The following is a 20,787-nucleotide window of genomic DNA, read 5'->3' as shown; positions in this document are numbered from 1 at the left end:
AGGCGAGTTAGTTGATATCAAGAGACTTCATGTCGACACAACCACTACACTGATCGTCATGGAGGACGAGGTCGATCGGCTTGTCGCAGCGTGGCGCCGGGAGCGCCCGGACCTCGACGTGGAGCCACTTGAGGTACTCAGCCGGGTGAGCAGACTGGCCCGGCACCTGGACCGGGCCCGCCGGCTGGCGTTCGCCGAGCACAGCCTGGAACCCTGGGAGTTCGACGTGCTGACGGCGCTGAGGCGCGCGGGCAGCCCCTACCAGCTCTCCCCCGGCCAGCTGCTGACGCAGACCCTGGTCACGTCCGGCACGATGACGAACCGTATCGACCGCCTGGCGAAGAAGGGCCTGGTCGAACGGCTCCCCGACCCCAGCGACCGCCGGGGCGTGCTGGTCCGCCTCACCGAGGAGGGCCAGGACCGCGCGGACCAGGCCCTGGCCGGACTGCTGGCGCAGGAGCGCGCGATCCTCGCGGAACTCTCCCGCGCCCAGCGGGGCGAACTGGCCGGACTGCTACGCCAGTTGACCGCCCCGTTCGACAACATCCCCGGCTAGATCGACGGGCCCGACCCCCGCGCGCCGGGCCAGAGCCACCGCCGCGAGAGTCGAGTGCACCCCCAACTTGCCGAGCACGTTTTGCATATGCGTCCGGACTGTGTGCGGCGAAAGGAACAGCCGCTCGGCGACGGCCTTCCGCCCCAGCCCGGCCACCATGCAGCGCAACACCTCGCGCTCCCGCGGAGTCAGCGACTCCACCAGCCGCTCGCTCTCGGTACGGTGCTTGCGCGCGGCCGTCAACTCACGCAGGACCCCGGTCAGCAGGGCCGGCGGCAGATGCGTCTCGTCGCGCAGGACACCTCGGATGACGGTTAAAAGCCTGGACAGCGAGCAGTCCTTGGCGACCCAGCCGGAGGCCCCGGCCTGCAGGGCCAGCGCGGCCCGGCGCGGATCGTCCTTCTCCGCCAGTACGACCATCCGTACGCTCGGCTGGGCGGAACGGACCCCGGCGACCAGGGAGATCCCGTCCACCAGCCCGTCCTCGTTGCCCGCCTGCACGGGCACGGCGGGCCGGATGCCCTGCACATTCCCGCCCAGGTCGGCGTCCACCAGCAGGACGTCGAATCTGCGGCCCTCGGCGTTGGCGCGCTCCATGCTGCGCAGCGCGGCGGGACCACTGCCGGCCGCGGACACGTCGACATCGGGCTCGGCCGCCAGTGCCGCGGCGAGCGACTCGGCGAAGATGCGATGGTCGTCGACGACCAGGACTCGGATGCGAACCACGAAACCCCCTTCCCCAGGCTCCTGGTGGAGCAGGGGATACCTCATCGTCGGGAGACGAGCGTTGGTTGCGGGTACGACGCCCGGGAGCGGCCGAAGCCGCACGGCCGCCGCCGTGCAGAAACTGCTACCCCCACATCGGGCGTCGTACCCGACTTGTCTCGCCCCCTGATCAGCACCGGCCCCCACCGGTGCTGTTCACAGGGTACGGCCGGGGCGCAGCAGCGGAAGCTAATTTGCAGAACTGACTGTCCGGCCCGTTTATGGTGAGCCGCATGTTTCGTATTGAGACGGAAGTCGACAGAGAGCGACGCGATCTGCTCCGCGCCCGGCTGCTCGAAACCAACACGGCCGCGTCCCCGGTCCTACGGGCCCTCCGCGGAACCCCTCGCGAACGTGAAGTTCCGCTTCAGGTCTGGGCGTTGGACGACTCCGGCGACCTGGCGGCCGGAGCCGTCTGCCACACCTGGGCGGACTGGCTCCACGTGACGTATCTGTGGGTGGACGGCCGACACCGAGGGTCGGGACTGGGCTCCCGGGTGCTCGCGGAGGCGGAGCGCATCGCCCGCGACGAGCGCGCCTGCGTGGCAGCCCGCCTGGAGACCTGGGACTTCCAGGCACCGGAGTTCTACAAGAAGCAGGGGTACGAGGTGGTGTGCGTGATCCCGGACTATCCGCCGGGGATCACGGAGTACACCCTGATCAAGAACCTTCGGTGAGCGAACGGCCGCGCTCTCAGCTCACCCGCCGAGCCCCCGCCGAAGGCACCGCCAAAAACACCCGAGGTGCCGTATAGCCGGCGCCCGCGAACGCCTCCTCGACCGCCTTCGTGACCGTATCCGCCTCCGTGGCCTCGACCAGGACGATCGCCGAGCCGCCGAAGCCGCCGCCTGTCATGCGGGCGCCGAGGGCACCCGCGCCGACCGCTGTGTCGACCACGAGGTCCAGCTCCGGGCAGGAGATGCGCAGATCGTCGCGGAGCGAGATGTGGCCCTCCGTCAGGACCGGGCCGATCGCTCGGACCTCGCCCGCGTCGAGCAGGGCGATCACCTGGTCCACCCGGTGGTCGTCCGACACCACGTGGCGGACGTAGCGCTGGATCCGCTCGTCCGACAGTCGCGCCAGTGACGACTCCAGGTCCTCGTACGGCACGTCCCGCAGGAAGGGGACGCCGAGTTGGCGGGCGCCCTCCTCGCAGCCTTCTCGGCGTTCCGCGTACTCGCCGTCTCCGAGGGCGTGCTTCACGCGGCTGTCGACGACCAGGAGGGACAGGCCCTCCGACGCCAGGTCGAAGGGGATCTGACGGATCGACAGGTCTCGGCAGTCGAGGTGGAGCGCGTGGCCCTCCTCGGCGCAGGCGGAGGCCGTCTGGTCCATGATGCCGCAGGGGACGCCTACGAAGTCGTTCTCCGCGCGCTGTGAGAAGCGGGCCAACTCCGGGCCGGAGAGGCCCAGTTCGAAGAGGTCGTTGAGGGCCAGGGCCGTGACGACCTCCAGGGCCGCCGAGGACGACAGGCCCGCGCCCGTCGGGACCGTGGACGACAAGTGGATGTCCGCGCCGGTGACTTGGTGGCCCGCCTCGCGCAACACCCAGACCACGCCCGCCGGGTACGCGGCCCAGCTGGTGTTCGTGCGCGGGGCGAGGTCGTCGACGTGCAGTTCCACCATCGGGCCCTCGATGTCCGCCGAGTGGAGGCGGAGGACTCCGTCCGTGCGGCGGGACACCGCCGCCACCGCCGTGTGCGGCAGGGCGAGCGGCATCACGAAGCCCTCGTTGAAGTCGGTGTACTCGCCGATCAGGTTGACCCGGCCCGGCGCGGCCCAGACGCCCTCGGGAGCGGTGCCGTACAGCTCCTCGAAGCCCTCAAGTACACCCACGTGTTCTCTCCTAACCCTTCGATACGTTCTGCGCGAACGCCCACGCGTCCGCGACGATGCCCGCGAGGTCCGCGCGGGTCGGGTTCCAGCCGAGGCGCTCCTTGGCGCGGGTCGCCGAGGCGACCAGGGACGCCGGGTCGCCGCCGCGGCGCGGGGCGACGACCTCGGGGATCGGGTGCCCGGTGACCTGGCGGACGGTCTCGATGACCTGGCGGACGGAGAAGCCCTCGCCGTTGCCCAGGTTGCAGATCAGGTGCTCGCCGGGGGTCGCCGCCTTGAGTGCCAGCAAGTGTGCGTCCGCCAGGTCCGCCACGTGGATGTAGTCACGGACGCACGTGCCGTCCGGCGTCGGGTAGTCGTCGCCGTAGACGGAGATCGCGTCCCGCTTGCCCTGCGCGACCTGGAGCACGAGGGGGATCAGGTGCGACTCCGGGGCGTGCCGCTCGCCGCAACTGCCGTACGCGCCCGCCACGTTGAAGTAGCGCAGCGAGACCGCGCCGAGGCCGTGGGCCGCCGCCTCGCTCGTGATCATGAAGTCGACCGAGAGCTTCGACGCGCCGTAGGGGTTGGTCGGGGAGGTGCGGGCGGTCTCGACGATCGGGACCTCCTCCGGCTCGCCGTACGTGGCCGCCGTAGAAGAGAAGACCAGCTTGCGGACTCCCGCCTCGCGCATCGCTGCGAGCAGGGCCATCGAGCCGCCGACGTTGTTCTCCCAGTACTTCTCGGGCTTGACGACGGACTCGCCGACCTGCGAGAACGCGGCGAAGTGGAGCACGGCGTCGTAAGAGGAGTCGAGCCACTTGGCCGCGTCCCTGATGTCGCCCTCGATGAAGGAAGCACCCGCCGGGACCCCTTCACGGAAACCAGTCGACAGGTTGTCCAGGACGGTGACCTCGTGGCCCGCCTCCAGCAGGTGCTGGGCGACCACGCTGCCGACGTAACCCGCCCCGCCCGTGACCAGGTACTTACCGCTCATCAACTCGCTACCTCTCGCAGTCGCTGTGCCGCGAACTCCGGCGGCACGTCGTTGATGAACACGCTCATGCCGGACTCGGAACCCGCGAGGAACTTCAGCTTGCCGGACGTACGGCGAATGGTGAAAAGCTCGAGGTGGAGCGCGAAGTCGTCCCTGCTCACACCCTCGAACTCCTCCAGCGTGCCGAACGGCGCCTGGTGCCAGGCGGCGATGTACGGCGTCGGAGGCTCGCCCTCACCGAAGATCCGGTCGAAGCGCCTCAAGAGTTCCAGATAGACCTTGGGGAACTCTGTGCGCGCCGCCTCGTCGAGCCCGAGCAGATCGGGCACGCGGCGCTTGGGGTACAGGTGGACCTCGTAGGGCCAGTGCGCCGCGTACGGCACGAAGGCGACCCAGTGTTCACCCTCAAGGACGACCCGCTCACCGGCGAGTTCACGCTCCAGGACGGCGTCGAAGAGGTTCTCCCCGCCGGTCGCCTCCTTGTGGGCCGCGAGTGAACGCAGCATCAGGGCGGTGCGCGGGGTGGTGAACGGGTAGGCGTAGATCTGGCCGTGGGGATGACCGAGGGTCACACCGATCTCTTCGCCGCGGTTCTCGAAACAGAAGACCTGCTCGACGGAGGGAAGATGCGACAGCTCCGAGGTCCGGTCCGTCCACGCCTCGAGGACGAGGGCCGCCTGCTCCTCGGTCAGCGAGGCGAAGGACGCGTCGTGGTCGGAGGTGAAGCAGACCACCTCGCAGCGGCCGGAGTCCCCGGCGAGCGAGGGGAAACGGTTCTCGAACACGACGACGTCGTACGAGGAGTCCGGGATCTCGCTGAGCCGGTCGCCCGTCGTCGGGCAGAGCGGGCACTGGTCGGCCGGCGGGTGGTAGGTGCGGCCCTGGCGGTGCGAGGCGATCGCCACCGAGTCGCCGAGCAGCACGTCCCGCCGTACCTCCGAAGTGGTGACCGTGCGCTCCAGCGGGCGGCGGTCCACCGCGTCGCGCACGGTGTCGTCCCGCAGGTCGTAGTAGATGAGCTCACGACCGTCGGCCAACCGGGTCGAGGTCTTCTTCACGCCGGGCTCTCCATCCGTACGTACATCCACGCCACATCCGGGCTTCACACAGAACTAAACACATCAAACCACCGATCCCCCCAGTCGTCACCATCAAAATCAAACAAAGAACACCAAACTAAGAACACACACAAGGTGAGCGCTTGATGCAGACTCTGCAGCCCCCCACCTCTCTCGCCGCCGAGCTCCGGCTCCCCACCAACGGGCTCGACTACACGATCCTGGCGATCTACTTCGTCGTCGTCCTCGGCATCGGTCTGGCTGCCCGCAGATCGGTGAGGACGAGCCTCGACTTCTTCCTCTCCGGGCGTTCGCTGCCCGCGTGGATCACCGGTCTCGCCTTCATCTCGGCCAACCTCGCCGCCACCGAGATCCTGGGCATGGCCGCCAACAGCGCGCAGTACGGCGCCTACACCGTGCACTGGTACTGGATCGGCGCCATCCCCGCCATGGTCTTCCTCGGCCTGGTGATGATGCCCTTCTACTACGGCTCGAAGGTGCGCTCGGTCCCCGAGTTCCTGCTGCTGCGCTTCGACAAGTGGGCACACCTGCTGAGTTCGATCCTGTTCGCCTTCGCGGCCATCCTGATCGCCGGTGTGAACCTGTACGCCCTCGCGATCGTCGTCGAGGCGCTGCTGGGCTGGCCGCAGTGGGTGGCGATCGTCGTCGCCGGCGCGTTCGTGCTCGCGTACATCACCCTCGGCGGGCTGTCGTCCGCGATCTACAACGAAGTGCTCCAGTTCTTCGTGATCCTCGCGGCCCTCATCCCCATCTCCTACCTCGGCCTGAAGAAGGTCGGCGGCTGGGACGGCCTGACCGACAAGCTGGACGCGACCCACGGCCACAACTTCACCACCGCGTGGGGCGGCACCGGCATCGGCAGCGTCAACCCGCTGGGGGCGAACTGGCTGACCATCGTGCTGGGGCTGGGCTTCGTGCTGTCGTTCGGCTACTGGACGACCAACTTCGCGGAGGTGCAGCGCGCGCTCTCCGCGAAGAACCTGTCCGCCGCCCAGCGCACCCCGCTCATCGCCGCGTACCCGAAGGTCTTCATCGTGTTCCTGGTGATGATCCCGGGGCTGGTGGCAGCGGCGCTGGTCCCGAAGATCGGTACCAGTGGGTCCGATCTCCAGTACAACGACGCGATTCCGTACCTGATGGAACAGCTGCTGCCCAACGGCGTCCTCGGCATCGCGGTGACGGGGCTGCTGGCGGCCTTCATGGCGGGTATGGCGGCCAATGTGTCGTCCTTCAACACGGTCTTCACGAACGACATCTGGGCCAAGTACGTCGTGAAGGACCGCGAGGACGAGTACTACGTCCGCTTCGGCCGCCTGATCACGGTGATCGGCGTGGCGGCGTCGGTGGGCACGGCGTTCCTGGCCTCGTCGTTCTCGAACATCATGAGCTACCTCCAGACCCTGTTCTCCTTCTTCAACGTGCCGATGTTCGTCGTCTTCATCGTCGGCATGTTCTGGAAGCGGGCCACCCCGAAGTCCGGCTTCTGGGGGCTGCTCGCGGGCACGGTCACCGCGATGGTCAACTACTTCTGGATCTACAAGCAGGGGATCATCTCCATCCCCTCCGACCAGGGCGCCAACTTCGTCTCCGCGATCGCCGGTTTCGTCGCCGGTGCGGTGGTCATGTTCGCGGTGTCCCTGTTCACCCAGCCCAAGTCGGCCGAACAGCTCCAGGGCCTCGTCTACGGCACGACGTCCCCCGGCATGACCGAGGCGCCCGCCGCGGGCGACGACGCGTGGTACCGCCGGCCGGCCCTGCTCGGCTGGGGCGCGGTGGCCCTGGCCGCCCTCTGCTACATCCCGTTCTCGTTCTAGGCGCGGAGGATTGAGAGACCATGTCTGAAAACTCCGGACACTCAGAGCACGACCTCCAGCGCGAAGTCAGTGAGCTGGAGGGCAAGTCGACGACCGCGTCCCGGCTGTTCGATCTACGGCTGATCATCGGGGGGTTGTTCGTCGTCTACGGCGTGATCGTCACGATCGCGGGGATCAACCCGTCGGACTCGTCGCTGGACAAGTCCGAGGGGGTCAACATCAACCTGTGGACCGGGATCGCGATGTTGCTGCTCGGGATCTTCTTCCTGGGGTGGTTGAAGCTGCGGCCGGTACCTCCGGTGGAGGTTACGGAGGAGGAAGAGGGGGCTTAGGACTGCTGCCGGGTGCGGGTGGGCTGTGGCTGGTCGCGCAGTTCCCCGCGCCCCTGAGGAGTCACCTTCAGCCCATTTCCACGCCCCGCGACTCCAGGAACGGCAAGTACGCCGCCTCGACCCTTCGGGCATCGCGGCGGACGTATGTGCGGACGTCGTTCCGCTCGGTGCCGTCGTAGATGTCCGTGAGGAAAGCAGCGGGCCTGAGATCCAGCAAGGCGTCTCCCCAGGGGTAGCGCCTGCGGGCATGGGGCGGGCCTATGACGGTCCACGCCCAGTGCAGCGCCAGCAGCGCCGTGGCCGGGTCCCGTATCGGCTCGCCCTTGCGGACCGCCCGCACGACAGTCGCGTGTTCGCGCCTGCTCATCGCCTCCCACGCGACGCGGGACTCCTCCCGCACCCACCGCTGATCCATTACGCGTCCGGGCCCGCCGAATTGTTCAGTGGGCCCGCCCTGTCCAGCAGTCCCGTCCTCGCCGCCAGCGCCGCCGCCTCGAGCCGCGACCCCACCCCCAGCTTCATCAGCACCCGCTGCACATGCGTACGCGCCGTCGACGGGGCTATGCCCATGCCCGCCGCGATCAGGCGGGTGTCCTCGCCGTCGGCCACCCGGACCAGGACCTCTACCTCCCTGGGCGTGAGCATCTGGAGCAGGCGCTGGCCCTCGTCGTCGGGCTGGGCCGCCGGGTTGAGGAGTTCGCTGAAGGCTCCCTGCAACAACTGTGGTGCTACGGCCGCCTCGCCCGCCCTGGCCTTCATGATGGCGCGCTCCACGCCCTCTATGCGCTCGTCGTGACGGACGTAGCCCGAGGCGCCGGCCGCGAAGGCCGCGGCGATGCCTCGGGGGCTCGGGACCGGGCCGAGGACCAGTACCGCTACTTGCGGACGTTCCCGCTTGATCTTCACCACCGGGTCGAAGATGCCCGGCTCGGCCGGTGTCGCCGTGCCCAGCAGGCACACCTCGGGTGCGCGGGTGATCACCAGTTCCGCCGCGCCCGCCGCGGGCGCCGCCGCGGCCAGCACCCGGTGTCCCCGCAGCTTCAGTGCCGAGGCCAGTGCCTCGGCGAGCAATCGGTGGTCGTCGACCACCATCAGCCGCACTCCCATCGAGCAACCCCCCAGTCCCCCCAATGGATGCCCACTATGGATGCCCACTGGTCCCCAAGAACAGAGGGCCCCCAGCACCCCCGTCCTTCATGCCCCCGGAAGCTACACGCTTGTTCGACGTTGCGCTGCCCCTACCGGAGAGAAGTGCCCCGGATCGACGGACTTTTTCGCATTCCGGGGCATTCACACATGATGGGGGGGGTGGTTCAGCCTGTTGTGCCGAAGGCGATCGCCAGGTCCTTGTCGTCCGTGGAGGACGACGAGGGCTTGTCCGCGTAGACGCCCGACATGTACAGCCGGCCCTCCGAGTAGAGGATCTCCGCGTAGTCCGGCAGGAAGCTGGTCTCGACGTCCCGTACCGTCTCGGTGCTCGGGTTCTCCAGGAGCGTCGTCTCCTTGAAGGAGTTGCCGTCGATGCTGACGATCTGGCCGCCCTTGTCGTAGGGCGGGGACTTGTAGGCGAGCAGGTTGCTGCCGTCCATGCGCAGCGGGGTGATGGTGTAGCCGTCGCCCGCGTCGGCGCGCTGGCCGGTCTGCTTGCCGGTGGCGAGGTCGAAGGCGACGATCTCGTTGGTACGGCTGTAGGAGTCGCCGGAGCCGTCGTGTTCCTCGGTGGGGACGTACAACCGGTCGTTCCCTACGGCGAGTTCGGTGCAGTACTCGACGCGGGTGATGCCGTCGCAGCGGCCCGCGTACTGCTTGCCCGGTGCCGGGATGTGGGCGCGCAGGGCGCCGGTCTTGTTGTCGATGGAGAAGAAGTCGGAGATGCCGCTGCCGTCGCCCGCGCTGTCGCCGACGTCGGCCGCGACGACCAGCGGGTCGGTCGACACGACGCTCGCGTACTCGATGCCCTGGGCCATCTTGTAGTCGGAGAGCACCTTGCCGGAGGTCGGGTCGATGGTCTGGATGTGGAGCGTGGGCGAGTCGTACGTGCCGCACCTGCGCACCGCGACCAGCTTGGCGCCGCCGCCGTAGCCGGCGTCGTAGCAGTCGTCGGCCTTCGGGCTCCACAGGACCTTGCCGGTGGCGATGTCGAAGGCTGCGCCGCCGTCGGTCGAGCCGACCGCGACCGTGTTGGCGCTGACGGTGACGTTCTCGAAACTGATCGGCTGGTCACCGGAGTTGGCGGTCTTGGTCCACAGCTTGGTGCCCGTGTTCAGGTCGAGCGCGGCGATCTGGCTGCAGCCGTTCGAGGGCTTGGCCTTGGTCGGCATGGCGGGCTCGTAGATGATCGCCGTTCTGCCGTCGGTGGTGGTGTTCCTGGTGGCCTGGCAGACCGGGCCGGGGAGTTTGATCGTCCACAGTTTGGCGCCGGTGTCGCGGTCGTAGCCGTCGATCTCGGCGGCCCCGCTCTTGGCGTACACCTTGTCGGTGAGCCAGGAGCCGGTGGTCACCATGGTGTCGGTGACCTTGGGCATCGGGACCTGGAAGAGGACCTTGGAGGCGGTGTCGGCGGGCACCTTCTCCTTGCCGCCCGAGGTCGTACCGCCCTTGCTGTCGGAGGGAGTCGAGTCGGCGGTGGTCTTCTTGTCGTCGGCCTTGTCGTCCTTGTTGGACGAGGCCGAGTACCAGATGCCGCCGCCGACGATCAGCGCGATCGCCACGACCGCCACCGTGATGATCACCGCGGACGCCCCGAACTTCCGTCCACCGCCGCCCGGCCCGCCCGGCTGCGGGTGCAACGGCATGGTCGGCTGACCGGGCCCGCCCGGCCCCGGGTAGCCGTAGCCGGGCTGCTGGCCATAGGGGTTGGGCTGCTGCCCGTACGGCTGCTGCGGGGGCTGCGCGTACGGGTTGGGCTGCTGGCCGGGGTAGCCGTAGCCGGGCTGCTGGGGCGGTGCCTGCGGGTAGCCGTAGCCGGGCGGGGGCGGGGGCTGCTGCGGGGGCTGGTCCTGGGGCGGGCCGAAGCCGCCCTGCTGCGGGGGCTGGTTCGGCGGGGGCGGGGGCGGCTGGGTCATGACGGGTACCTCGGGGACGGGTCGACGGAAGCGAACAGGACGGCGGAAGGCGTCACTTGCCGTAGGCGAGCATCAACTTCTCCTTCGTGTCGTCATTGCCGTTCAGCCGGGTCGACGAGATGTAGAAGCGCCCGTCGACGTAGTCGATGTCCCGGGAGAAGAAGCTCGACTCGATGCGCGCGGTGCCGGCCGGCAGCTGGAGCAGTTTCGTCGGGGTGTGCGAGGAGCCGGTCGTCGGGACGGAGACGACCTGGCCGCCCGCGTCGTAGGCGGCCTCCACATAGGCGGTCAGCTTTCCGCCCTCGGCCTTGACCGGCAGCATCGACTCGTCCGCCGGGGACTTGACGCGCCACTTCTCCTTGCCGGTGGCCAGGTCGATCGCGACGATCTGGTTGGGGCCGGTCGTCGCGTCGGTCGGGAGGTAGAGGGTGTTCGCGTCGGCCGCGACGGCCTCGCAGCCCTGCAGATCGTCGTTGAAGGTGCCGCAGCCGGGGGCGAAGGACGCCTTGGAGTCGACCTGGGAGCGGACGGAGCCGTCGCTCTTCAGGGTCGAGATGTTCCAGTGCTTGTCGTCCGCGTCGGTCATGTAGAGGACGACCGGGTTCACCGAGTACACATGGGAGACCGTCCAGCCCTTGGGGATCGCCTTCGTCCACTTGGCCCTGCCGGTCGCCGGGTCGAGTTCCTGCACCTCGTCGTGCTCGGTGTCGGAGCCCGCCCCGCAGGACGAGACCACGAGCAGCTTGCTGCCGCCCGCGAACCCGGACGGGAAGCAGGCCGCGCCGTACTTCTTCTTCTCGTAGAGCTGCTTGCCGGTGGCGAGGTCGTAGGCCACGCCCGACTGCGAGCGGCCCACCATCAGGGTCTTGCCGGTGATGGTCAGGCCGATGCTGAGCGCGCTGTCGAACAGGTCGCCGTCCGCGACGGTCGCCGTCCAGCCCTTCGCCCCGGTGTTCAGGTCGAGCTGCTGGAGGTGGTTGCACTTGGCGCTGTCGCTGACACCGCTCATGTACGCCACCACGACCTTGTCGTCGGCGGACTTCTCGGGGGTGACCGCGCAGATCTTCTGCGGGAAGGTGATCGTGGCCCAGGTCGGGTTGCCGTCACCGACGTTGTAGGCGACGACCTCCTTGTACGCGGCCTTCACCGCGGTCTTGCCGGTGATCCACATGCCGGGGGCGTCGGCGCCGGAACCGGGCGCGTCCGGCGCCTCCTTGTACCAGAGCACCTTCGCCTCGCCGGACTTGCGGCCTTCGTTGAGGTTCTCAGGGTCCTTGCCGCCGTCGCCGCTGCCGTCACCGGGGTTGGCGGGGTCGTCGGCGGTTCCGGAGGCGCTCGGGCTGCCGCTCTTCTCCGCGACCGGCTTCTTGTCCCCGCCGCCGCCGGTGACCGCCCACACCGTGCCGCCGACGACCAGCAGACCGGCGACCGCCGCCGCGATCAGCAGGGCGGGCCTGCCCTTGAAGGGGCCGCGGCCGGAGGGGGGCTGGGGCGGGGCGAACTGCGGTGGCGGGGGCGGGGGGTAGCCGTATCCGCCGTAGGGGCCGGGCTGTTGGGGCTGCTGACCGTAGGGGCCGGGCTGCTGCGGCTGGCCGTACGGACCCGGTTGCTGCGGATTGCCGTAGGGACCCGAGCCGTACGGGCCCGGCTGCTGCTGCGGGTAGCCGTAGCCGGGCGCCGGAGGAACCGGAGCGCCGAAGCCGCCGGACGGTGGCTGTGGCGGTTGGTTCGGCGGCGCTCCGTAACCGCCGGACGGCGGCTGTTCGGGCGGCTGAGTCATCAGCGGCTCCCCCTCGTTCACTGATTTTTAGCCACGCCCCGAGGTTCGCGAGGACCCGGAGGCGCGTTCAAGCAGGTCTCAGACGGCCCTTTCTATCACTCGGCCGTCCATGGACAACGGGCCGGTTCACCCCTGTACCCAAGGGAGAACCGGCCCGTGACAGCCCCGTTATGCGCCTTCACTCACCCTTCACGCGTCCTCGGCGAGTTCCAGCCACCGCATCTCCAGCTCCTCGCGCTCGCCGCCCAAGTCCCGCAGCTTCGCGTCCAGTTCGGCCACCTTCGCGAAGTCCGTGGCGTTGTCGGCGATCTGGGCGTGCAGCTTGGCCTCCTTCTCGGAGACCTTGTCCAACTGCCGCTCGATCTTCTGGAGTTCCTTCTTCGCGGCCCGCTGGTCGGCGGCGCTCACGGCGGGCGCGGCCTTCTCCACGACGGGGACGGCAGCGGCGGCGACCTCCTCCATACGGTGGCGCCGCTCCAGGTACTCGTCGATGCCGCGCGGCAGCATCCGCAGGGTCGCGTCGCCGAGGAGGGCGTACACCTTGTCGGTGGTGCGCTCGACGAAGAACCGGTCGTGGGAGATCACGATCATCGAACCGGGCCAGCCGTCGAGGACGTCCTCCAGCTGGGTCAGGGTCTCGATGTCGAGGTCGTTGGTGGGCTCGTCGAGGAACAGGACATTGGGCTCGTCCATGAGAAGCCGCAGGAGTTGGAGCCTGCGCCGCTCACCGCCCGACAGGTCCCCGACCGGCGTCCACTGCTTCTCCTTGTTGAAGCCGAACGTCTCGCACAGCTGCCCGGCGGTCATCTCCCGCCCCTTGCCGAGGTCGACCCGCTCCCGCACCTGCTGCACGGCCTCCAACACCCGCAGCGTGGGCTTGAGTTCGGCGACCTCCTGCGAGAGATACGCGAGCTTCACGGTCTTTCCCACGACGACCTTGCCGGCCACGGGCTGGGTCTCGCCGTCGCTGCGGGCGGCGTCCGCGAGGGCGCGCAGCAGGGAGGTCTTCCCGGCGCCGTTGACCCCGACCAGGCCGACGCGGTCGCCGGGGCCGAGGTGCCAGGTGATGTGCTTCAGCAGCACCTTCGGACCGGCCTGGACGGTCACGTCCTCCAGGTCGAAGACGGTCCGGCCCAGCCGCGAGGAGGCGAACTTCATCAGCTCGCTGGTGTCGCGCGGCGGCGGCACGTCCGCGATCAGTTCGTTGGCGGCCTCGACGCGGAACCGCGGCTTCGACGTACGGGCCGGGGCGCCCCGGCGCAGCCACGCGAGTTCCTTGCGGACCAGGTTCTGCCGCTTGGTCTCCTCGGTGGCGGCGATGCGCTCGCGCTCGGCACGGGCGAAGACGTAGTCGGTGTAGCCGCCCTCGTACTCGTAGACATCGCCCTTCTGCACGTCCCACATCTGCGTGCAGACCTGGTCCAGGAACCAGCGGTCGTGGGTCACGCAGACGAGCGCGGAGCGCCGCTCGCGCAGGTGCTGGGCGAGCCAGGCGATGCCCTCGACGTCCAGGTGGTTCGTCGGCTCGTCGAGGACGACCAGGTCCTGGTCCTCGATGAGCAGCTTGGCGAGCGCGATACGACGGCGCTCACCGCCGGAGAGCGGGCCGATCACGGTATCGAGTCCCTGCGGGAAGCCCGGCAGGTCCAGCCCGCCGAACAGTCCCGTCAGTACGTCGCGGATCTTGGCGTTGCCCGCCCACTCGTGGTCGGCCATGTCCCGGATGACCTCGTGGCGGACGGTCGCCTCCGGGTCGAGGGAGTCGTGCTGGGTGAGGACTCCCAGCCGGAGTCCGCCGGAGTGGGTGACACGGCCGGTGTCGGACTCCTCCAGCTTGGCGAGCATCCGGATCAGGGTGGTCTTGCCGTCTCCGTTACGGCCCACGACCCCGATCCGGTCCCCTTCGGAGACACCGAGCGAGACACCGTCGAGCAGGGCACGGGTGCCGTACACCTTGCTGACGTTCTCGACATTGACCAGGTTGACGGCCATTTCTCTCCTGACAGGGGGGACGGTCAGCCTCCCAGAGTAATGCGCGGCGGGAGGCTGACGATCCGTGCAGGTCAGCGAGCTGCCGCTGCCCTGACCTCGCCCAGCAGGTCGTACATCGTCTGACCCGGGCAGTCCGTCTGGAGCCAGTCCCGGTGGCCGCTGACTGTCTCGTTGTCCTTCTGCACGCCGTTCACCGGGTTGGTGTAGGTGATCTTCGCCTGGGGGTCGAGGCTCTTGAAGCGGGCGATGACCTTGATGAGGCGGATCAACGACGCCTTCGCCGCGTCGGTCGGAGGCTGGGACACGAGGTTGCCGATGAGGGCGATGCCCAGGTTGCCCGAGTTGAAGCCGGCCGTGTGGAAGGCGGTGACGAGGTTGCCGTCGGGGTTGAAGGCCGGGACGAGATCGTCGCCGGAGTAACGGCCCTCGTAGACGACGCCCGCCTCGTCGATGAGGAAGTGGTAGCCGATGTCGCCCCAGTCGAGGGTGACCGCGTGGTACTCGTAGATGCCCCGGACGGTCGCGGCCGGGTCCGGGTCGGCGTTCGGGGTGTCCGTGTGGTGGACGGTGATCGACTGCAACGGGTAGTACGCCTCGGGGGTGTTGACCTTGCCGTCCTTGTACCGCTTGGACTCGTCGGCGCCCCAGGCCGGGCGCGAGAGGTAGCGGACGCCACGGACGCGGGTCGGCTCGGACGGTACGTGGAAGGTGCGGCCGGGGCCCCGCGTGCAGTCGATCGCGACCGTGTGTACGTCCGTCGCGCCCGCCGGTGTCTTTACCTCGTAGCTCGTGGCCTCGTCGGCCGCGACCAGGGCCGTGCCGCCGCCGTCGACGGTCGCGCAACCGGTGCCGATCTGCTGCCAGTTGCCGTCCGCGAGGCGGATGCCGGCGCCGTTCTGGTCGCCGGTCCAGCGGAGGCCGACGTAGGACGCGGCGAAGGCCGTGGTGGCGGGGGCGGTGCCGGTGGCGGTCTCGGTGCGGGTGGCCGGGAAGGTCTGCGGCGTCGTGCCCGACGGGGTCGTGTCGGGGGTGGAGTCCGAGCCGGAGTCGGTGGCCGCGAACACCACCGGGGTGAGGGCGGCCCCGGCCGCCACGGCTCCGGCGGCCCCTATCGCGCCGCGACGCGAGAGGGACCGCTTCCTGCGGTGGGACGGGGTGGGGGACGACGGTGTGGGGGCGTCGGACACGGAACAGACCCTTCCAGCAGTGCACTTGAAGTATCAAACGAACCTATCCGCCCCATCCGCCCCACCTGTACTGCTATTGCGGTACATCTGTGTGGAGATGGTGCGGAGGGACCCGGCGGTGCCTCAGGCTCCCGCCCCGCGCAGCCGTTGCTGCGGGACCAGGGCCGAGGCCGGTGCCAACCCCCGCCCGCCGGACGCCTGTTGCTGTTCGCCCACCGGCATGTCGTCGCGCATCAGGCCCTCGGGGATGAGTACGGCGGCCGTGACGCCGCCGCTGCGCGAGTGCCGTATCTCGACGCGCAGGCCCTGGCGTTCGCGCAGCCGGTTGACCACGAAGAGGCCGATCTGCTTGGCGTCGAGGAGGTCGACCTTCTCGGACTGGATCTTGCGGTTGGCGTCGGCCAGCGCGTCGTCCTTCATGCCGAAGCCGCTGTCCTCGATCTCGATGAGGACGCCGCCCTCCCGCAGCCTGGCCGCGCGCAACTGCACTTGGGTGCTGGGCGGGGAGAAGGCCGTGGCGTTCTCGACGAGTTCGGCGAGCAGGTGGATCACGTCGGCGACGGAACCGCCGGTCAGCGACACCTTCGGTACGGCCCAGATCTGCACCCGGGACGAGTTCTCGATCTCGGCGACGGCGGCGCGCAGGATGTCGGTCAGCGGGATCGGGTCGCGCCAGCCGCGGCCGGGTGCGATGCCGGAGAGGATCAGCAGGCTCTCGGAGTGGCGGCGCATGCGGGTGGCGAGGTAGTCGACGCGGTAGAGCTCCTGGAGTTCGGCCGGGTCGTTCTGGCGGCGCACCATCCCGTCGAGCAGGTCGAGTTGGCGGTGCAGCAGGACCTGGCTGCGGCGGGCGAGGCTGACGTAGACGCCGGAGATGCCGCTGAGGAGTTCGGCGCGTTCGGAGGCGGCCCTGAGGGCGGCGCGCTGGACGGCGGTCAACGCGGTGCCGACCTGGGCGAGTTCGTCACCGGCGAGGCGGCGGATGGGGGCCTCGGCGTCGATGTCGACGCCCTGTCCCGCGTGCAGTCGGCGCATGGCCCGCGGGAGGCTGCGGCCGGCCACTTCGAGGGCGGAGTTGCGCAGGTCGAGGAGTTCGACGATGAGGCCGCGGCCGACGAGCACGGAGACGAGCAGCGACAGCAGTACGCCGACCAGGCCGAGGACCACGGCGATCCCGGAGGCGCCGAGCGTGTCCCAGCCGAAGGGGTCGGCGGCGGCCGTGGCCCCCGTACCGGCCTTCGTCTCGGCCGCGTCGAGCGAGGTGAGCACCCCGCTCGCGGCGGAGTCCCAGCCGCGCAGCAGTCCGGCGGAGACGGCGGAGGTGCCGGGGCCCGCGCTGCGCACCCGGTTCTCGACGGCCTGGAACTGGGCGTAGCCGGTGCCGTCCAGGATCTTGCGGTACGCCTTCCGGTGCTCGGCCTTGAGGTCGGCGACGGCGGGTTCGAGCAGGGCCTGCCGGGTGGCGACGGCGCCGACGAACAGCGCGTACTGGTCCTGTGTCAGCTCGCCCCCGGTGCGGGCGGCGCCGAGCAGTGCCTGTTCCTGGGCGACCGCCTCGCGGGCCCGGGAGAGTTCGAGCACCACGCGGGCCCCGGAGGCGTCGGCGGCGGTCTTGTCGCCGGTGAGGGCACCGGTGACGGAGAAGCCGTGCTCGACCATCGCCGAGTAACCGGCGTAGACGGCGGTCGGCTTGGCGCCCTTGGCGGTGGCGCTCGCGCGCAGCGCCGCGAGGCCGTCGGCGTCGGCCTCCAGTTTGTCGATCCGGCCCGGCAGCGAGGAGTCGATGAGTGCCGCGTCGGAGCTGGAGTCGTTGATGCCGTCGCGCAGTGCGGCGGCGGCCGTGTCGGTGGCCTTCGTGGCGGCCTTGAAGGCGGCCGGGGCGTCCGCGCGGCGCAGGGCGGCGGTCCGCTCGCCCTGCACGGCGGTGATGAACTCCGCTACGGGGGTGAGGAGTTCGGAGTTGACGTCCTTGGCGGTCTCGGTGTCGGCGATGCTCGACGCGGTCGTCACCGCGGCGAAGCCCCACAGGGCCATCAGGGACACGACGGGCAGCATCAGCAGGGCGACGATCTTCGCGCGGACAGATCTGGGGCGCAGTCGGGCCGGTGCGCGGAGGACACGCATGGGGGACCTCGTTCGGGAGGGGAAGTGCGGGTGGTTCGAACGGCGCCGGCCGCCGGGGGAGTTGGCGGGCCGGTGCCGAGAGGAGAGCCGAAGCGGGCTCAGACCGTGGCGAGTTGGATCTCGCGCAGCGATTCGGGGGCGGAGTCCCGGGGAGGGGGCCGGTGCCGCGAGGAGCCTAAGTCGGCTCGGGCCGGGGCGTGTTCGACGCCGATCGGCGGCCGACATCGGCGCCCCGGAGAGCGGCGGCCGATGCCGTAGGAGCGGTTGAAGTCGGGTCGGTCCATGACGTGTTCGACATATCGATCGACGACCGGCGCCCAAGGGAGCGGGGAGCCGTGGCCGTAGGACTGGTTGGAGTCGGGGCGGACCGCGGTCGGTTCGAAGCTCGCGCCACGACCGGTGCCGAGCGGCCCGGGGGCATCGCCGTCGGTGCGGCCGAAGTCGGTTCAGACCGTGGCGAGTTCGACCTCGCGCAGCAGCTCGGCCGCGAAGGCCGACTCGTGGCGCTTGCCGGTCGGGGAGAGGGCGACGTAGGCGGAGGCCAGGAAGAGGAAGGAGCCGAGGACGACGGCGAGCGGGAAGATGAACTCCGTGGCGGTGGCGCCGGAGAGGGTCGCGCCGCTGGGGGTGAGGGTGACGCTCACGGCGTACATGCCGGTGTAGTGCATGGTGCTGACCGCGAGTCCCATGACGAGGGCGGCGAGCGTGGCGAGGACCGGGCCTCGGACGATCAGGGTGAGGGTGAGGGCGGCGGTCGCGGCGACGACGGCGATCACGACGGAGGCGATGACCAGCCAGGGGTCGTAGTCGATCCGGCCGTGCAGGTCGAGCGCGGCCATGCCGGTGTAGTGCATGGCGGCGACGCCGAGGCCGGTGCCGAGTCCGCCGAAGGCGACCGAGGTGACGCGGGAGCGGCCGTAGCCGGCGGTGAAGACGCCGGCGGCGACCACGCCGATCGACATCAGGAGGCTCAGGACGGTGAGCGGGACGTCGTAGCGGATGGGGGTGCCTTCGACGCTGAAGCCGAGCATCGCCACGAAGTGCATGGTCCAGATGCCGGAGCCGATGGCGACGGAGGCGAGGGTCAGCCAGTTCCGTTTGGAGGCGCCGTCCGCCTCAAGTGCCCTTACGGTGCAGCGCAGTCCGAGCGCGGCGCCGACGCAGGCCATCGCGTAGGACAGGACCGGGGTGACCCAGCCGGCGCTGAAGTGGTCCATGTGGCCCATGGGGAGGTTCCTCTCGGGCGTGGCGCGGCGAGACCGCGCGCGCAGGGAGTACCGCCGGTAACGAGGACCGGGGTTGGCTGATCATGCCAGCCGTACCCTGTAGGACATACGCCATGAAAGGGATCTTGAGGTTGATTGGCGAACATTAGATCAATGTGGTTTCGATAACACCGCACATGCGCATTTTCGCAGTTCAGGCGGGGTTTTCGTGGACCTGGTGTGAAGGTCGGGCGATCACGGTCGCGCCGACCGCCGGACCCGCCGCCGTGCGTACCGTCCGGCATGTTCCCGAGGCCGCCAGCGCCTGAGCCACCTTCTCCGCCGACCCGGGATCACGGGCGAGGAACGCGGTCGTCGGGCCCGAGCCGGAGACCAGCGCGGCGAGCGCACCCGCGGCGCGGCCCGCGGCGAGGGTGTCGGCGAGTTCCGGGAAGAGCGAAAGGGCCGCCGGCTGAAGGTCGTTGGAGACGGCGGCGGCCAGCGCGTCCGGGTCACCCTTCGCGAGCGCGTCGAGCAGCGGCTGCGAGGCGATCGGCTCGGGGATGTCGACCCCTTCCGCCAGGCGGTCGAACTCCCGGAAGACCGCCGGGGTCGACAGCCCCCGCCCGGCCATCGCGAACACCCAGTGGAAGGTGCCGCCGGTCTCCAGTGGGGTGAGCTTCTCCCCGCGACCGACGCCCAACGCCGCCCCGCCCACCAGGCTGAACGGCACATCGCTGCCCAACTCGGCGCAGATGTCCAGGAGTTCGGCCCGCGAGGCGCCGGTGCCCCACAGCGCGTCGCACGCCACCAGCGCGCCCGCACCGTCCGCGCTGCCGCCCGCCATGCCGCCGGCGACGGGGATGTCCTTGGCGATGTGGATGTGCACGGCCTCGCTGCGGCCGTACCGCTCGGCGAGGGCTACGGCCGCCCGCGCCGCCAAGTTCGTGCGGTCCAGGGGGACTTGGGCCGCGTCCGGGCCCGAGCAGGTGACGCGGAGCTCGTCGGCCGGGGTCACGGTGACCTCGTCGTACAGGCCGACCGCGAGGAAGACATTGGCCAGGTCGTGGAAGCCGTCGGGGCGCGCTGCGCCGACCGCGAGTTGGACGTTGACCTTGGCGGGGACGCGGACCGTGACGCTCACTTACTCGGACTCTCCCTCGTGCTCTGCGACCTTGTGTTCCGCGATGCGGGCGAACTCCTCGACCGTCAGGGACTCGCCGCGTGCCTGCGGGGACACCCCGGCCGCGACGAGCGCCGTCTCGGCCGCCGCCGCCGAGCCCGCCCAGCCGGCGAGCGCGGCCCGCAGCGTCTTGCGGCGCTGCGCGAAGGCCGCGTCGACCACGGCGAAGACCTCGCGGCGGTCGGCGGTGGTCTTCAGCGGCTCCGGCCTGCGGGTCAGCGACACGAGGCCGCTGTCCACGTTCGGCGCGGGCCAGAAGACGGTACGGCCGATGGAGCCGGCCCGCTTGACCTCGGCGTACCAGTTCGCCTTCACGGACGGGACGCCGTACACCTTCGAACCGGGCGGCGCGGCGAGGCGGTCCGCCACCTCCGCCTGGACCATCACGAGGGTGCGCTCGATGGTCGGGAAGTGCTCCAGCATGTGGAGGAGGACCGGTACGGCCACGTTGTACGGGAGGTTCGCGACCAGGGCGGTGGGGGGTGGGCCGGGGAGTTCGGTCACCTGCATCGCGTCGGAGTGGACCAGTGCGAAGCGCTCGGCCCGCTCGGGCATTCGGGCCGTTACGGTCGCCGGTAGTGCGCTCGCCAGGGTGTCGTCGATCTCCACGGCGGTCACGTGGGCGGCCGCTTCGAGGAGGGCGAGGGTGAGTGAGCCGAGGCCGGGGCCTACCTCCACGACCACGTCGTCGGGGCGGACGTCTGCGGTGCGGACGATGCGGCGGACGGTGTTCGCGTCGATCACGAAGTTCTGGCCGCGCTGCTTGGTGGGGCGTACGCCCAAGGCTGCCGCCAGCTCGCGGATGTCGGCTGGGCCCAGTAGGGCGTCGGGGTTGCTGCTCACGGCTCCTAGGGTACGGGGCCGTTTTTGGGTGCGGGTCCGTTGTGGCTGGT

Annotated in this window: 18 protein-coding genes; 4 read left to right on the top strand and 14 right to left on the bottom strand. The window is 69.9% G+C overall.

Features of this window, described 5'->3' with window-relative positions; translation table 11 throughout:
- The first annotated feature begins 58 nt into the window (after positions 1-58).
- Positions 59-556 (top strand): MarR family transcriptional regulator TamR, encoded by a 498-nt coding sequence (gene tamR / locus SSP08S_RS05770; protein WP_019066624.1) that lies wholly within the window; start codon positions 59-61, stop codon positions 554-556.
- Here the strand turns inward: tamR and SSP08S_RS05765 are convergent.
- Entirely contained in the window at positions 515-1,282 is a 768-nt protein-coding gene (locus tag SSP08S_RS05765; RefSeq protein ID WP_019066623.1) for a LuxR C-terminal-related transcriptional regulator, read from the bottom strand. The genes tamR and SSP08S_RS05765 overlap by 42 nt on opposite strands.
- 260 nt (positions 1,283-1,542) lie before the next feature.
- Between SSP08S_RS05765 and SSP08S_RS05760 the strand changes: the two genes are divergently transcribed.
- The gene (locus tag SSP08S_RS05760; RefSeq protein WP_026178206.1) at positions 1,543-1,998 is read left to right on the top strand and encodes a GNAT family N-acetyltransferase; all 456 of its coding nucleotides are present in this window, start codon (positions 1,543-1,545) and stop codon (positions 1,996-1,998) included.
- Between the two features lie 16 nt (positions 1,999-2,014).
- Here the strand turns inward: SSP08S_RS05760 and galK are convergent, their stop codons facing one another.
- Genes galK through galT form a run of 3 tightly spaced genes read right to left on the bottom strand, consistent with a single transcriptional unit; the run spans position 2,015 to position 5,191 of the window.
- Positions 2,015-3,157, bottom strand: coding sequence for a galactokinase (gene galK / locus SSP08S_RS05755; RefSeq protein ID WP_019066621.1), 1,143 nt, complete (start codon positions 3,155-3,157; stop codon positions 2,015-2,017).
- A 10-nt stretch (positions 3,158-3,167) separates the two neighbouring features.
- On the bottom strand, positions 3,168-4,133 hold the full coding sequence (galE, locus tag SSP08S_RS05750; RefSeq protein ID WP_019066620.1) for a UDP-glucose 4-epimerase GalE: 966 nt from the start codon (positions 4,131-4,133) through the stop codon (positions 3,168-3,170).
- The gene (galT, locus tag SSP08S_RS05745; protein WP_019066619.1) at positions 4,133-5,191 is read right to left on the bottom strand and encodes a galactose-1-phosphate uridylyltransferase; all 1,059 of its coding nucleotides are present in this window, start codon (positions 5,189-5,191) and stop codon (positions 4,133-4,135) included. The genes galE and galT overlap by 1 nt, the downstream gene beginning before the upstream one ends.
- A gap of 146 nt (positions 5,192-5,337) precedes the next feature.
- Here galT and SSP08S_RS05740 point away from each other — a divergent pair, with 146 nt between their 5' ends.
- Positions 5,338-7,026 (top strand): sodium:solute symporter family protein, encoded by a 1,689-nt coding sequence (locus tag SSP08S_RS05740; protein WP_019066618.1) that lies wholly within the window; start codon positions 5,338-5,340, stop codon positions 7,024-7,026.
- A 20-nt stretch (positions 7,027-7,046) separates the two neighbouring features.
- Positions 7,047-7,358 carry a hypothetical protein gene (locus SSP08S_RS05735; RefSeq protein ID WP_019066617.1) on the top strand — a complete coding sequence of 104 codons (312 nt, stop codon included), beginning with the start codon at positions 7,047-7,049 and terminating at the stop codon, positions 7,356-7,358.
- Between the two features lie 67 nt (positions 7,359-7,425).
- On the opposite strand, the gene SSP08S_RS05730 is transcribed toward SSP08S_RS05735, so the two are convergent.
- The 10 genes from SSP08S_RS05730 to rsmA form a co-directional block, all read right to left on the bottom strand.
- Complete coding sequence (locus SSP08S_RS05730) at positions 7,426-7,773, bottom strand: hypothetical protein (RefSeq protein WP_019066616.1); 348 nt, start codon at positions 7,771-7,773, stop codon at positions 7,426-7,428.
- Positions 7,773-8,465, bottom strand: a complete 693-nt coding sequence (locus SSP08S_RS05725) for a helix-turn-helix transcriptional regulator (RefSeq protein ID WP_026178205.1) — start codon at positions 8,463-8,465, stop codon at positions 7,773-7,775. The genes SSP08S_RS05730 and SSP08S_RS05725 overlap by 1 nt, the downstream gene beginning before the upstream one ends.
- 206 nt (positions 8,466-8,671) lie before the next feature.
- Positions 8,672-10,423: an outer membrane protein assembly factor BamB family protein gene (locus tag SSP08S_RS05720; RefSeq protein ID WP_019066614.1), complete on the bottom strand. Its 1,752-nt coding sequence runs from the start codon at positions 10,421-10,423 to the stop codon at positions 8,672-8,674.
- Positions 10,424-10,475: 52 nt separating this feature from the next.
- On the bottom strand, positions 10,476-12,203 hold the full coding sequence (locus tag SSP08S_RS05715) for an outer membrane protein assembly factor BamB family protein (protein ID WP_019066613.1): 1,728 nt from the start codon (positions 12,201-12,203) through the stop codon (positions 10,476-10,478).
- 189 nt (positions 12,204-12,392) lie between these two features.
- Entirely contained in the window at positions 12,393-14,195 is a 1,803-nt protein-coding gene (locus SSP08S_RS05710) for an ABC-F family ATP-binding cassette domain-containing protein (protein ID WP_019066612.1), read from the bottom strand.
- A 71-nt stretch (positions 14,196-14,266) separates the two neighbouring features.
- Positions 14,267-15,289 carry a peptidoglycan recognition protein family protein gene (locus SSP08S_RS05705; protein WP_019066611.1) on the bottom strand — a complete coding sequence of 341 codons (1,023 nt, stop codon included), beginning with the start codon at positions 15,287-15,289 and terminating at the stop codon, positions 14,267-14,269.
- Positions 15,290-15,505: 216 nt separating this feature from the next.
- Complete coding sequence (locus SSP08S_RS05700) at positions 15,506-17,506, bottom strand: sensor histidine kinase (protein WP_019066610.1); 2,001 nt, start codon at positions 17,504-17,506, stop codon at positions 15,506-15,508.
- Between the two features lie 446 nt (positions 17,507-17,952).
- Positions 17,953-18,732 carry an MHYT domain-containing protein gene (locus SSP08S_RS05695; protein ID WP_019066609.1) on the bottom strand — a complete coding sequence of 260 codons (780 nt, stop codon included), beginning with the start codon at positions 18,730-18,732 and terminating at the stop codon, positions 17,953-17,955.
- A gap of 193 nt (positions 18,733-18,925) precedes the next feature.
- Complete coding sequence (locus tag SSP08S_RS05690; protein ID WP_019066608.1) at positions 18,926-19,855, bottom strand: 4-(cytidine 5'-diphospho)-2-C-methyl-D-erythritol kinase; 930 nt, start codon at positions 19,853-19,855, stop codon at positions 18,926-18,928.
- The gene (gene rsmA, locus SSP08S_RS05685; protein WP_019066607.1) at positions 19,856-20,737 is read right to left on the bottom strand and encodes a 16S rRNA (adenine(1518)-N(6)/adenine(1519)-N(6))-dimethyltransferase RsmA; all 882 of its coding nucleotides are present in this window, start codon (positions 20,735-20,737) and stop codon (positions 19,856-19,858) included.
- Between the last annotated feature and the right edge of the window lie 50 nt (positions 20,738-20,787).

The organism is Streptomyces hokutonensis, assembly GCF_000376565.1.
Taxonomy (GTDB): Bacteria; Actinomycetota; Actinomycetes; order Streptomycetales; family Streptomycetaceae; genus Streptomyces; species Streptomyces hokutonensis.
This window is presented reverse-complemented; position numbering and strand designations above follow the sequence as displayed.